Here is a 13321-nt window from a genome sequence, read left to right as displayed (position 1 = left end):
CGCCTGCCGCCTGACGGGCGACCGCGAGCCCGCCGAAGGATGATGTGATGATGCGCAGCCGAGGCCCCGTCGCCAGCTCAGCCAGCCGCCGCGCGCGCACGCGCGCCGGCGCCACCCTCCTCGCCCTCGCGGCGCTCGCCGCCTGCGCCGGTGAGGGCGACATCGACCGTACGCAGCCGAATCGCCTGCCGCGGTCGCTCTTCTCCGGCACCTGGTACCTGCGCAACACGGTGATCGGCGTGCCAGGCACCGCGACGGCCGCCTGGGTCGGTCAGACCGGCGCGCTCGAGAAGGTGCGCTGGGATGTGCAGGAGAAGTGGCTGATCGCCTACCGCGCCTACGAGGAGGTGCCAGGCACCGACAGTACCGAGCGCGGCAAGGTGGCTGCCAGCGAATACCGCGAGAACCCCGTGGCCGCCTTTCCGATCGAGTCGCACTTTGATCTGCGCCGCAACTACAACCCGACGACCGGCGAGCAGCTCAACGTGATCGAGGAGAACAGCACCGATCGCCCCTGGCATCAGCGCGAGTGGCTGCGCGTCGACTGGTCCACCAGCCAGGTCGATGGGCGGGCGTTCTACGGCGCGGGCGGGCGCGTGCCCTATCAGGCGCGCTTCTTCGTCCAGGCGCACGAGAAGAGCGCCGACGCGCCGCGCTTCATCGAGCGGGATGGGCGCGCGGTCGACTTCGACGCGCTGGCGACGGCGCGCGCGCGCCCCGCCGCGGCCTGGGGCGAGCGCATCGGCTATTTCGACCTGGTGGGGAAGTTCCTGCTCGAGCCCGAGACCGTCAAGCTGCGCTCGGGCGGGCGCGAGCGCGAGCTGCCCCTCTGCTGGTTCCAGAGCTACCGCGGCCAGAATTTCCAGACCGCGAGCTGCGGACCGACCGAGGTGCGCGTGCGCACCGCCTTCCTGCGCGTGGGCGAGCGCAACTTCGAGCCGGTGGCGCTGCCCAACCGCGAGATGGGCAAGTTTGGTTACTTTCGCACCGAGCGCTTCACCTGGGACCGCCGCTACGGTCTGCGCGAGTCGGGCCGCGTCTACCTCGCCGACGTCCACAATATTTGGCAGCGGGCCTATCGCACCGACGCGCAGGGCATGCTCGAGCGCGACGCCGACGGCGCCTATGTGCCGATCCCGGTAACCGAGCGGCAGCCCAAGCCGATCGTCTACCACCTCAACGAGGACTTCCCCTGCGAGCTGGTCGCCGCCGCGGAGCAGACGGCGGCCGGCTGGAATCGCGCCTTTCGCCGGACGGTCGCCGTGGCCAAGGGCCTGCTCGTGCGGACGACGGGCGAGAGCGAGGCCGAGCTCGACGCGATCGGCCGGGACGTCGTGCCCGATATGTTCCGGCTCGATCGCAATGGCTGGGAACAGCAGCAGCCGGGTGACGACTTCAGCTGCGCCAATCTTCGCCACGACGCGACGCGCGTCCGCGCCCGGCTCGGCGACCTGCGCTACAGCTTCCTCGCCTGGGTGCCCGAGCGGCAGCTTCGCGGCCCGCTCGGTTATGGTCCGCATTCGGCGGATCCGGAGACCGGCGAGGTGATCGCCGGCATGGCCCATGTCTATGGCGCTGCCGTCGACGAGTACGCCTCGACGGCGCTCGAGATCATTCGCGTGCTCAATAACGACCTGAGCCTCGACGACCTGACCACGGGCGCCGACGTCCGCAGCTATCTGGCCACGGTGCGCCAGCCAAGCGATCCGGCCAAGATCCCGGCCGAGGTGGCGCAGCTCCGCGGTGAAGCGCTGCGGGCGCTCTTGCTGGGCAAGGACGTGCAGCAGAAGCTCGCCGCCTTGCGCGAGCGCGGGCTCGAGCCGGCGAGCCCCGGCGCCAGCGCTCAGCGGCGCGAGCTGCTCGCGGGCAGCAGCCTCGCGGCGCCGCTGGTCGATGATGAGATCTTGCGCGCCTTGGCGCCGAGCGCCGCCACGGGCGGGCAGCTCGATCCGGCGAGCTTGCCGACGGAGCTGCGCGACGCGCTCTCACCGCTGCACTGGGCCTCGCCGGAGGCGCGCGAGCTCGACGAGCTGCGCATCGGTCGCGCGGCAGCGCAGACGCTGTGGTTGGCCGAGTTCGCCGACGATTCGATCCAGGGGCTGGCGGAGGAGGTCTGGCGGCGCTTTGGCGCCACCAAGGACTACGACGCGATGTGGCAGTACCTGCGCCAGATGATCTTCCGCGCGGTGATGGAGCATGAGGTCGGCCACACCCTCGGCCTGCGCCATAACTTCGCCGGCTCCTACGACAGCGTGAACTACTTCAACCGCTACTGGGACCTGCGGGCGCCGGCCGACGCCCAGGGCAAGGGCGGACTGATCACGCGCGATCCGCTGGCGGCGGGTGAATCGCTGACCTTCGCGCAGCTCTACCAGCAGGCGCAGCAGACCTCGGCGCAGGTGGCGGGGCGCATGCGCGAGCAGCAGTACTCGTCGATCATGGACTACCACGCCAAGTTCAACTCCGACGCTCAGGGCATCGGCAAGTACGATGAGGCGGCGATCCTCTTCGGTTACGGCGGCCACGTCGAGGTCTTCGACGAGGCTCCGGTGGGGGCCAAGGTCGTGCTGCGCGACCGCTTCAAGGACTGCCTGCCGCGCTACGAGAGCATTCCCAACCCGGCCTTCGACTATCTGCTCGAGCAATGGCACTACAGCTCGGTCTGGAACCTGCTCGGTGGCAAGAGCGGCCTGGTCCAGCGCCGCTTCCGCCGCTGGGCCGAGCTCAAGGCCGAGCAAGACCAGGCGACGACGCAATGCCGAGCCTTCGTTGCCGACGGCAGCGAAGAGGTCGCCGACTATGTCGCGCGTGAGGACACGCAGCGGGACGCTGAGGTGCCCTATATGTTCTGCGGCGACGAGTACGCGGGCGCGACGCAGAGCTGTCAGCGCTGGGACGAGGGCGCCGACCCACGCGAGCAGGTGCAGAACGTCGTCGACGGCTATCGCAGCTATTACTTCTTCAATAACTTCAAACGCGACCGCTTCGCCTTCGACGCTTACTCGGTCTTTCGGCGCGTCGCCGGCCGCTACTTCTCCTACCTACCCAACACCTATCAGCATTGGCTCTTCCAGACGGTCTTTCGCGACCCCCCGGATAGCGTGCAGGCGAACTACTGGACGCTGGGTACCTACACGGGCTTCAACTTGTTGATGGACGTGCTGGCCACGCCCTCCTATGGCACGTACTGCCGCTTCGACCCCGTGACGCGCAAGTGCTCGGCGACAGGGACGCAGTGGGGCCAGCTCAGCGACGACACGAAGGCGCCCGAAAGCAACCGCCTGGTAATCGAGCGCGGCCCGGGCCGCCGGCGCTTCAGCCGCTTCGACTATGCCTCCGGCTACAACTACCAGGAGCAGGTGCTCGAGAGCGGGCACTTCTGGGAGTCGCTGGCCGCGCTCGAGATGTTGACCCAGTCCGTCGGCACCTTCGTCGGCCGCGAGACCGGATCGGACTTCACGAGCTATCTGGTCCCCTACTACTTGACCTTCGACCACGAGCTGACGCGGCACTTCGAGGGCATCCTGACGGAGGACTACGAGCGCTATGCGCCGCGCATCGTGGAGGGCAAGCTGCGCACGCGGCCGGCGCGTCCGCTGCGGCTGCGGCCCGTCGGCAGCGAACCGGCCGTGCTGCTCGACCCGGCCACCGGCGAACGCCTCGACAACCTGCCGCTCGGCGAGGCGATCGATCTGCAGAATTGGTTCACGCAGAAATACTACACGCTGGTCCTCGGCATGCTCGAGCTGCGCTCGCTCTACAGCCTGCGCTTTGTCGACCGCCAGCAGGTCTTTCGCCAGGGGTCGGGGGAGCAGGTCACGCCGGCGCCGGGCAAGGAGCTCGTGTCCTGCGCCGATCCCTTGGGCGGTCACCTCTATAGCGCGCTACGCGACCCTGCGGTCGCCGACGAAGAGCAGCCCGCGGCGGTGAAGATGGTGCGGCTATGCCAGGACCAGGCCACGATCTACCTGGGCAATCCGACCTCCGACACGGCCACCGCAGACCTCAACGACACGATCAAGTGGCTCAACCTGATGCGCGGCCTCTACGGCATTCTCGGCAGTAACGTGAACTGAGGCCGCGGTGCGGAGCCCGTGGGGGCGCTTGCCGCTGACTAGGTCGCGCCGCGCCGCAGTCGCTCGAACTCGGCTTCGAGCTGCAGCAGGCGTGCTTCAGCGCGGTCGGCGCGCTGCTGTTCTTGCTCGGCGCGTTCTTCGGCCTCGAGGCGCTGGCTGACCAGGCCATCGACCATCGACTCCAGTCGCAGCGCGAGCTCGTCGGCCTCGGGCAGCGGCGCCGTGCCGTAGTAGAAGCGCAGCCGCTCTTGCTCGAGCGCCAGCTCCAGGCCGAGCACGGCCGAGGGGTAGCGCCCGTGTTGGGCCAGGATCGGCTGATAGCGGCGCTGCGCGGCGGTGGCGAGTCGGTAGCCCGTCAGGCGCCCGCGCAGGCGGTCGAAGATGAAGTACTCGGGAATGCCGAGCCGCGCGTAGCGCTCCACATTGACGGTCTGGTCCTTGTGCAGCTCGCCCCAGACGTGGACCTCGAGCACCCAGTCGAGGCCCTTCCCCTCCTGCGAGACGACCCACTTGTCGCGCTCGCCCGGGTCGACGTCGAGCACCGCCAGCACGTCCGGGTGGAAGCGAGGCTCACCGGGGTAGAAGACGTTGAGCTCGGAAGACAGATACACCTTGCGACCGATGCGGCGGAAGAAGGCATCGAGGGCGCTGATGGCGCTGGCCTTGGCCTTGCGATGGCGGTCGCCCTCCGGCATGAAGAGCTCGGGCGGGATGGCCGCGGGAAGCTGGGCCACGACGGCGCTGCGCTCGTCGGCGCTGAGGCGGTCCCAGCGCTCCTGCGTCGGGGCGCGCGGGTCGTTGGCGTCGATGATAGCGGTGGGCGCCGGCATCCACTCAGTCTAGCCGCGCCCCCGCGGCGGGTGCAACAGCCTGCCTGCGGCCTATCTCGTGGCTTGTCCCGCGACCTGTCCCGCAGCCGTCGCCGGTGCTGCAGCCTTGCCGCCCTTGAGCTGCCGCGACAGGGCGACCACGAAGAGCGCGGCGGTGGGCAGCGCCTTGCTCAACACCACCAGATAGCGCGCGGCGAGGGGCCAGGCGGCAGAGGGGTCGACCACGCGCGGATCCTTCTCGAGGTCGAAGAGGGCGAAGGGGGTCGGCAGCGCGAGCAGCACGAGGGCGGCGACGACGACGGCCGTATCCCAGCGGGGCCGGCGCGGCTGTGGCGCGGCGCCTGGCGCCTCGGCCAGGAGCAGCAGCACGCCCAGCACGAGGACCCCGCTGGTGTGGTGCTCCCAGACGTGCGCATAGCTGACGAAATGCCCCAGCAAGAGCAGCGCGACGCCGACGCTGAGGTCGCGCCCGCGGGCCAGCAGCACCACCAAGGCGCTGGCCCCCAACACGCCGATCCGCCAGAGGCCGAGGAAGCTGCTCCAATGCGCCGCGTGCCAGGCGGGCCAGAGGCGCTCCAGCGCCAGATACGCCGCGTAGACGAGCCCGACGTTGCCGCCGTCCATGCCGCCCACGGGCTGCGAGAAGTTGAGCTCCCAGAAGGTGCGTAGCCGCTGCGGGTGGCCCGCGAAGTCGTTTAGCAGCGCGGCCGTCAGGGCGCCGAGCGCCAGCGCCAGCAGCGGCCAGTAGCGGCGCTGGCGCAGCAGTGCCGGTATGGCCACGGCGGGGAAGAGCTTCAGCAGCAGGGCGCCGGTATAGGCCAGCGCGGCGCCGAGCCGCAGCGACCAGCGCGCGGGCGAGTGGGCCGGGCCGCGCGCGTCGAGGAGCACCGCGAGGGCCACGGCCGCGACCGTCACGAAGGTGAACTGCCCCATGTGCAGCTCGAGCAGGTAGGGGCTGCTCAGCAGCAGCGCGCCCAACGCGACCTCGCGTTGCCAGGCGACGCGGGTCTGCCGGGCGAGCAGCGCGCCGACGAGACCCAAGAGCATCAGCTCGGTCAGCGCCAGCCACAGCAGGTAGGCTGTCTGGGGCGCGAAGGCGCTGGCCGCGCGCCCCAGCGTCTGCCCGACCAGCGGCAGGTAGCGAAAGGGAAACCAGTAGGGCGTGCGCCGCGGCGTCTCGAGCTGCTGGTAAGGGTCGAGCCCCGCCGCCAGCGCCTGGCCGGCGTGGTAGACGGCGAAGAAGTCTGCGCCCGGCCCGATGCGATGAATCGTATCGTTATGCAGCGGCCAGATCACCGCGCGATGCGAGGCCGAGGTGGCCTCGGTGGCCAGCGGCTGTCGCGCCACGTCGACGACGAGCGCCAGGTGCAACGCCGCCAGCGGCAGCAGCAGCCACCAGCGCGCTCGCCGCGCGGCGCCCGGCCTCCCCGTGCCGCGGGGCGCCAGCGCCGCCCTCCGCCCTGGTCGCTTCGCTCTGCGCCGTGCCATCAGCGGGATGATAGAGGAGATGAGCCTTGGTCGCGCGCCCGGCAGGCGCGGGCCGCTACGCCTCCGCCAGGCCTGGGAAGACGCGGCGGACGCGCTCGAGGTGCTCGGGCTCGTAGTACTTGCCTTCGACGACGAGCAGCAGCGCGAGCAGGTCGTCGTCGGTGACCTGGTAGCTGCGCTCGGGGTGGCGGGCGGCCTGCAGGCCGAGGCGCTTCTTGGCGTGACGCAGCGTCAGCGGCTTGCGCGGCTTGGGCGCTCCGTTGTTGCCGTCGGTGGCGCTGCGCAGCTGCTCCTCGAGCACCTGCCGCTCTTGCCCCGGGACGGCGTCCTGCACGGCGCGGCAAATCGCCTTGGCGCGGTTCCAGCTCAGCTTGCCGGCGGCGACCAGCTCACGGACGCGCGCGTCCATGCTCGGCGCGTAGCGCAGGAGGTCACCGATCCAGCTCTCGCTCTTGTCGAGGAACTGACCGATGCGCTGCACCGACCAGTTGGCGTTGTTGAGATAGATCACGACGTCGAAGTAGTCGGTGATCTTGGCGTCGAGGCGATCGGCGTTGAGCTTGAGGTTCAGCGCGCGAATCTCGTCGAGGTCGCCGGCGACGACGCGCGTGTCGACCCGGTCGAAGTAGCCCGGATTGGCGCGACGAATGCGGTCAATCGCCGCGCGGCGGTGAAAGCCGCCGACGAGAAAGAGCTGCCCCGGTCGCTTCTCCCAGACCACCAGCGGCTCGAGCAGGCCGTTCTTGAGGATGTCGTGCTGGTAGTGCTCGACCTTGCGCGGGTCGAGCGAGCGATGGTTGCTCACGTCCGGATGGACCTGGATCGCCTCGAAGGGCACATAGTCGAAGCGCTTGGTCGTCAGCATCGTGGCGGCCTCCTTCCCTGATGGCATGCAAGCTTGGCCCCTTGCTTAACAGATTCCGTTCTGGTCGCGAAGCCCCAGCCGCGCGCCGGCCGACGCCCAGCGCGGCCTCGGCTGCCGAAGGACTTTGCTGGCCGGCGACCCGGCTGGTGGGTGACTATGCTCGGCGGCCGGCGACGCAAGCGAGCAGCGCGGGGAGGCGTGGCGATGACGGAGACAGACACGGCGAGGGTGCGCTACGAGGTCAGCGCCGGCGTGGCGACGATCACGCTCGATCGGCCGCGCGCGCTCAATGCGCTCGACCCACCGACGCTCGCGGCGCTGCGCGAGGCCGCGAGCCGGGCGGCGCTCGACGACGCGGCGCGGGCTGTCCTCTTGACCGGCGCGGGGCGGGCCTTCTGCGCCGGCGGCGACGTCAAGCAGATGCGCGTCTGGACCGCCGCGGGCCGGGCGGCGAGCACGGCCGCGGTGCTCGCCGAGGCGTCCGTGCTGCACCAGGCGATCGCGACCCTCTATCGCCTTCCCAAGCCCCTCATCTGCGCCGTCAATGGACTCACCGCCGGTGCAGGCGTCGGGCTGGCACTCGTCGCCGACGTGGTCTGGGCCGCGCGCTCGGCGACCTTCACGCTGGCCTATACGACGCTCGGCCTCTCGCCCGATGGGGGCAGCACCTTCTTGCTGCCGCGGGCGGTCGGTGCGGCCTTGGCGGCCGAGCTGCTGCTGACCAACCGCACGCTCGATGCCGGCGAGGCGCAGCGCTGCGGCTTGGTCTCGCGGGTGCTCGACGACCAGGTGCTGGCGCAGGAGGCCGTGGCGCTGGCGCAGCGCCTGGCCCAGGGACCCACCCGCGCCTATGCGGAGCTGCGGGCCCTGCTGCACGGCAGCGGTCTGCACGGCTTCGAAACCCAGCTCGAGCTCGAGCGCCTGGCGATCGGCCGTAGTGCTGGCACGGAGGACTTCGTCGAGGGGGTGGCGGCGCTGAGCGAGCGCCGCGAGCCGCGCTTCGGCGGACACTGAGGGGCGCGCTCGTCGATGGCAGCCGCGTTGGTCAAATACGTGGAGCGCGCGGGCGTGCGCCTGGCCTATGAGCATCGCCCCGGCGCGGGCCCGCGTGTGGTGCTGGTCGCCGGGCTGGGGCTCTCGGGGCACTCCTGGATGGGCCTGCCCGATGGGCTCGCGCATCGCGGCTACGAGGTGCTGCTGCCCGATAACCGCGGCACGGGACGCTCGGCGACGCCGCCGCCGCCCTACCAGCTCGAGCAGCTCGCCGACGATCTCGCCGCGGTGATCAGCGACGCAGGCACGGCGCCGGCGGTGATCGTCGGCCTGTCCTTTGGCGGGTTGATCGCGCAGCACCTCGCGCTGCGCCACCCGGCGCTGGTGCGCGGGCTCTTGCTCGCGGCGACGACCTGCGGGCCGCCCCTCGGCACGCCACCCCGCGCGCGGGCGCTGGCGCTGCTCGCCGCCGAGCTGCTCGGTGCCGCCTCGCCAGAGCGCCTCGGTCGCCTGCTCTTGCACCCCGCGGCGCCGGCGCGGGCGCAGCAGGTGCTGGCCGCCTGGCTGCGCGTGCTGCGCGACGGGAGCGACGCCGATCGCCCGCGCGCTGCGGGCGTCGAGGGGCAGCTCGCCGCCGGCGCCGCGCACGACATCGGCGCACGCCTACGGCTGATCGACTGTCCGACCGAGGTGGTGACCGGCGACGGCGATCGCGTGATCGCGCCGGCCAACGCCGTCGTGCTCGCGCAGGAGCTGCGAGGCGCAGGGCTGACGGTCGTCGAGCAGGCGGGTCATTGCTTCCCGCTCGAGCGCCCGGCGGTGCTGCCGGCGCTGCTGGCGCGGCTCGCACCCTGGCCCTGAGCGACGGCTAGGGCCCCTCGAGGTGCAGGGGCGTGCGCGCGCCCTGGCGGATCACGAGGCGGCGCACGATGGAGCGGTTGCTCTCGTAGAAGATCGCGCGCAGCTCGTGGTCGCCCGCTGGCAGGCCGCCGAGCAGCGGTTGCTTCGGGTAGGCCGTGCCGAGGAGCTGCCAGGTGACGCGCATCCCCTTGCGCGTGCGCCGTGGGACGGCGGCGTAGAGCTCGGCCATCGAGCCGACGCTGATGGCGTAGCCCGTCTGCGGCGGCACCGGTCGAAAGGCCCCAGGCCGCCAGCGCGCGTCGCGCCAGCCGACGAACGCGAGCAAGAGCAGCAAGGCTGGGACCAGCAGGGCGAGCACGATCCAAAGCCGACGGCGTCGGCGGGCGCGCACGCGCTGTGCCGCGGTGGGTCGGGCCACCCGCGCCGTTCGTCCAGCCGACGCGGCGAGGGCGCTGAAAGGCGGCTCCGCTGGCAGCGGGGCCGGCGTGGGCAGGGGCGGTGTTGGTGGTAGGGGTGGCGGGAGGCGTGGTGCGTCGCCCTTCGCGGTGGCTCTTGCGGTGATCGCAGGCGGTGGCGGCGGCCCCGGCCGGGAGGGCGCTGGTGCGCGTGCCGTTGCGGGTGGCGCCGAGGGTGCCGGCGGGGGTGCCGGCGGGGGTGTCGCCGAGCGGCGCGGCGGGGGCGTCGCGCCCGCCTGCACCGGGATGGTGGCTCCATCGGGCTCCTGGCTGAGCAGCTCGTCGCCGCCGAGCGACCAAGCGTCCTCCGGCGGCATCGCCGGCGCACCGACGACCGCATGCACGGCCGTCAGGCGCGGACTGCGCGCCCCGCGCGGCGCCGTGGCCGGCGCGCTTTGTTGCTCGCGCTCCGCCTCGTCCATCTCTCGCGCCGCGTCGAGCAGGATCTGCTCCCAGCCGCCGTTGAGGTTGCGTTCCACCTCGGGCGCCTTGCTGCTGCGGCAGCTCACGCGCTGGGTCGTCGAAAAGACCAGGCGCTTGAGCGCGTCGTAGCCCAGGCCGGTCGCGTCGCGCGCCGACCAGAGCTCCCCGTCGACGATGTGGATCTCGCCGGCCTCGATCCCCTCGCGCTCCATCCGCAGCAGCACCGAATGCCTGCCCATGCAGGAGACCTGGATGTAATCGAGCGCCGAGAAAGGGGCGTCCTCCGTGGCATCCGGCGCGGCGCCCGTCGCGACGGCCGGCGCGGCGCGCGGCGCCAGCCGCTGCTGCACCAGCTCGCGCAGCCGCTCGAGCGCCAGCGGCTTCTCATGCACCTCGATGTTCATGCGTGAGGGAATCCGGCGCTGATAGGTGCTGACGTAGCCGGAGACAAAGAGAATCGGCACCTCGAGGCTTCGCTCGTCGAGCAGGCTGATCAGCTCGAGCCCGGTGCCGTCGGGGAGATCGAGGTCGGCGACCAGCAGGTCGGGCGGCCGCGCAGCGATCGCCCGCGTGGCCTCGGCGATCGTGCCGGCGCCGCGCACCACGACGCCCGGTAGCTTGGCGATCCCACGGACCATCGAGGTGCGCAGCAGCGTCTCGTCTTCGACGATCAGCACCTGCTTCTCGCTGGCGTCGCGCTCCGCTGGGCTCATGGCTGCGGCTCCGACTGCCCTCGTACGCGCGCGGCGCTGACGCCGCTCGCGGCTTTGGGTTCCGGCTCGGCCCGGGGCGCGTCGATGGCGCCCTCCACCAGCGGCACCGTGACGACAGCGCAGGTGCCGCCCCCGGCGCGTTGGCGCACCGTCAGGCTGCCCGCCGCCGCCTCGGCCGCCTGCCGGCAGAGCGTCAGGCCCAAGCCGCTGCCCCGGCGCTTGGTGGTGAAGAACAGGTCCGTGCAGTGCGCGAGCACCTCGTCGCTCATCCCGGCTCCGTCGTCCTCGACCGTGAGCTCGAAGATCTGACCGCGGTAGTGGCGCGCGTGCACGCGGATCTCCCCGCCGCGCGCGCAGGCCTCGACCGCGTTGGTGACCAGATTGAGCGTGATGCTGCGCAGCACGCTCGGCTCGAGCGGCAGCGCTGGCAGCTCGCCGGCGTCGAAGCTCAGGCGGGCGCCGTTGCGCTCTGCCGTCGGTCGCAAGAGCGTCACCACCTCGGCGATCGCGCCGGCCGCGTCGGCCGGCTGCCGGGTCCGCAGCGGCCGGCCGACCTCGTCCATGCCGCGCAGCCGCTGGCTGATCAGGTTGATGCGCTGCACCTCGTCGAGAATGCTCAAGAGGTCGTTGCGCGCGCTCGCCGCCGGATGCTCCTCGAGCAAGAGCTCCGTCGTCGTGCTGATCGCCGCGAGCGGATTGCGCAGCTCATGCAGCAGGGGTGGCATCAGCGAGCCGACCGCCGCGAGCTGCAGCAGCCGGTCGCGCTCCTCGCGCAGGCGCGTGACGATGCTGATGTCCTGAAAGAGGCAGACGTGGTGCTTCGCGCGCGGGCTGGCCTGCGTCGGCACGAAGGTCGTGATCGAATAGCCGAGCGCGAACTGACGGCCGTCGCTGAGCGTGACCTCGAGCTGGCCGCGCTCGGGGCGACTGCTCGGCGTCAGCAGCTGCGCCAGGGGCGCCAGCACCTCGTCGACGCGACAGCCCTGGAGCTCGGCCACGCTGCGACCGAGGATCGAGGCCGCGCGTGGATTGGCGAGCAGGATGCGCCCGGCGCCGTCGAAGACGATGACCCCGGCGCCGATCGCGTCCATCGCCTCATGGGTCCAGGTGCGCGTCGCGCTCTTGCCTGGCGTCTGGGCCGCTGACACGGTCTGTCCCCCGTACCCCTGCGGCCACCGCGCTCGCGGAAGATCCACGGCGCGCCGGCCAGCCGAGCCCACAAGCTAACGCCCCTGAGCCCGCTTGTGAAGAATACGGCCCTCGGGTTAGGTCTAGGTCCGGGGCGACGGGAGGCCCGCAGCGATGCGAATTTGCGTGGTGGGAACGGGCTATGTGGGCTTGGTGGCCGGGGCGGGCTTCGCCGACTTCGGCAACGACGTCGAGTGCGTCGATGTCGACCTGCGCAAGGTCGAGGCGCTAGGCCAGGGGAAGATCCCGATCTACGAGCCCGGCCTGGAACCGCTCGTGCAGCGCAACGTACGGGAAGGCCGCCTGCGCTTCAGCAGCGAGGTCGCGCGCGCGGTCGTCGATGTCGACCTCGTCTTCATCGCCGTCGGGACGCCGCCGCGGGACGACGGCTCGGCCGACCTGTCGCAGGTCTGGGAGGTCGCGCGCGCGGTGGCGCGTCATGCCACCGGCTTCACGGTGGTCGTCAACAAGAGCACGGTGCCGGTCGGGACGGCCGACCGCGTGCTCGCGATTCTGCGCGAGGAGGGCGCGGGCAAGGACTTCGCCGTCGTCTCGAACCCGGAGTTCCTCAAGGAGGGCGACGCGGTCAACGACTTCATGAAGCCCGCGCGCGTCGTGATCGGCACCGACGACGAGCGCGCCCGCGAGCGCATGCGCTATCTCTATGCGCCCTTCGTCCGCACGCTCGAGCGCATCGTGCTGATGGACGCGCGCTCCGCCGAGGTCACCAAGTACGCCTGCAACGCGATGCTGGCGACGCGGATCTCCTTCGTCAACGAGCTGGCGCGGCTCTGTACGCAGGTCGGCGCCGATGTCGAGCAGGTGCGGACGGGCATGGCCTGGGACGACCGCATCGGCTCGAAGTTCCTCTTCCCCGGGGTCGGCTACGGCGGCTCGTGCTTCCCCAAGGACCTCAAGGCGCTGATCGCCACGGCGCGCGAGCACGCGCTGCCGCTCGAGGTGATCGACGCGGTCGAGCGGGTCAACGAGCGGCAGAAGCAATACTTGGCCGAGCTCGTGCTCGAGCAGCTCGGCGCGCGGGCGAGCGAGGCGACGGTGGCGCTCTGGGGCCTGGCGTTCAAGCCGCAGACCGACGACGTGCGCGAGGCGCCGGCGCTGGCGATCGTGCAGCGCCTGGCGGCCGCGGGGGTGCGCCTGCGCTTGCACGATCCCGTCGCGGGCGAAAACTTCGCCGCGCTCTTGCCGCCGTCGGAGCGCGTCACCTACTGCGCCGACAACTACGAGGCCGTCCGCGGCGCCGACGCGCTGCTGCTGGTGACCGAGTGGCGCGCCTACCGCCGCCCCGACTTCCGCCGCGTGCGCGGGCTGATGCGCCAGCCGAACCTCTTCGACGGCCGCAACATCTGGGAGCGCGCCTTCGTCAGCGAGCTGGGCTTCCGCTACACGGGCATCGGGCGCTAGGGGGCTG

At 71.4% G+C, this 13321-nt stretch carries 9 protein-coding genes; 4 read left to right on the top strand and 5 right to left on the bottom strand.

All coding sequences use genetic code 11. The annotated features are described in order from the left end of the window. The first annotated feature begins 47 nt into the window (after nt 1-47). Nucleotides 48-4076, top strand: a complete 4029-nt coding sequence (locus IPL40_11655) for a zinc-dependent metalloprotease (GenBank protein MBK8481817.1) — start codon at nt 48-50, stop codon at nt 4074-4076. A 38-nt stretch (nt 4077-4114) separates the two neighbouring features. Here IPL40_11655 and IPL40_11650 read toward each other — a convergent pair whose 3' ends face one another. From IPL40_11650 to IPL40_11640, 3 genes are read right to left on the bottom strand one after another with little or no spacing between them, the layout of a single operon-like run. Beyond that, a complete protein-coding gene (locus IPL40_11650) occupies nt 4115-4906 on the bottom strand; it encodes a Uma2 family endonuclease (GenBank protein ID MBK8481816.1) in 792 nt (263 codons plus the stop codon). 51 nt (nt 4907-4957) lie between these two features. After that, the gene (locus IPL40_11645) at nt 4958-6394 is read right to left on the bottom strand and encodes a DUF2029 domain-containing protein (GenBank protein MBK8481815.1); all 1437 of its coding nucleotides are present in this window, start codon (nt 6392-6394) and stop codon (nt 4958-4960) included. A 55-nt stretch (nt 6395-6449) separates the two neighbouring features. Beyond that, on the bottom strand, nt 6450-7259 hold the full coding sequence (locus IPL40_11640) for a ParB N-terminal domain-containing protein (GenBank protein MBK8481814.1): 810 nt from the start codon (nt 7257-7259) through the stop codon (nt 6450-6452). Between the two features lie 204 nt (nt 7260-7463). On the opposite strand from IPL40_11640, the gene IPL40_11635 reads away from it, so the two are divergent. After that, complete coding sequence (locus tag IPL40_11635; GenBank protein ID MBK8481813.1) at nt 7464-8273, top strand: enoyl-CoA hydratase/isomerase family protein; 810 nt, start codon at nt 7464-7466, stop codon at nt 8271-8273. A gap of 15 nt (nt 8274-8288) precedes the next feature. Then, entirely contained in the window at nt 8289-9113 is an 825-nt protein-coding gene (locus IPL40_11630; protein MBK8481812.1) for an alpha/beta hydrolase, read from the top strand. Nucleotides 9114-9120: 7 nt separating this feature from the next. On the opposite strand, the gene IPL40_11625 is transcribed toward IPL40_11630, so the two are convergent. Beyond that, complete coding sequence (locus IPL40_11625; protein MBK8481811.1) at nt 9121-10704, bottom strand: response regulator; 1584 nt, start codon at nt 10702-10704, stop codon at nt 9121-9123. Next, nucleotides 10701-11852, bottom strand: a complete 1152-nt coding sequence (locus IPL40_11620; GenBank protein MBK8481810.1) for a PAS domain-containing protein — start codon at nt 11850-11852, stop codon at nt 10701-10703. The genes IPL40_11625 and IPL40_11620 overlap by 4 nt, the downstream gene beginning before the upstream one ends. A 154-nt stretch (nt 11853-12006) precedes the next feature. Here IPL40_11620 and IPL40_11615 point away from each other — a divergent pair, with 154 nt between their 5' ends. Continuing rightward, nucleotides 12007-13314: a UDP-glucose/GDP-mannose dehydrogenase family protein gene (locus IPL40_11615; protein ID MBK8481809.1), complete on the top strand. Its 1308-nt coding sequence runs from the start codon at nt 12007-12009 to the stop codon at nt 13312-13314. Nucleotides 13315-13321: the final 7 nt, after the last annotated feature.

The organism is Pseudomonadota bacterium (genome assembly GCA_016711215.1).
Lineage (GTDB): Bacteria > Myxococcota_A > Polyangia.
The sequence above is the reverse complement of the archived record's forward strand: the minus strand, read 5'-3'. Positions and strand labels throughout refer to the sequence as shown.

Coding starts and splice junctions, on each gene's coding strand:
- IPL40_11655 (MBK8481817.1), top strand. CDS start 48: ATGATGCGCAGCCGAGGCCCCGTCGCCAGCTCAGCCAGCCGCCGCGCG.
- IPL40_11645 (MBK8481815.1), bottom strand. CDS start 6,394: ATGGCACGGCGCAGAGCGAAGCGACCAGGGCGGAGGGCGGCGCTGGCG.
- IPL40_11630 (MBK8481812.1), top strand. CDS start 8,289: ATGGCAGCCGCGTTGGTCAAATACGTGGAGCGCGCGGGCGTGCGCCTG.
- IPL40_11640 (MBK8481814.1), bottom strand. CDS start 7,259: ATGCTGACGACCAAGCGCTTCGACTATGTGCCCTTCGAGGCGATCCAG.
- IPL40_11625 (MBK8481811.1), bottom strand. CDS start 10,704: ATGAGCCCAGCGGAGCGCGACGCCAGCGAGAAGCAGGTGCTGATCGTC.
- IPL40_11650 (MBK8481816.1), bottom strand. CDS start 4,906: ATGCCGGCGCCCACCGCTATCATCGACGCCAACGACCCGCGCGCCCCG.
- IPL40_11615 (MBK8481809.1), top strand. CDS start 12,007: ATGCGAATTTGCGTGGTGGGAACGGGCTATGTGGGCTTGGTGGCCGGG.
- IPL40_11635 (MBK8481813.1), top strand. CDS start 7,464: ATGACGGAGACAGACACGGCGAGGGTGCGCTACGAGGTCAGCGCCGGC.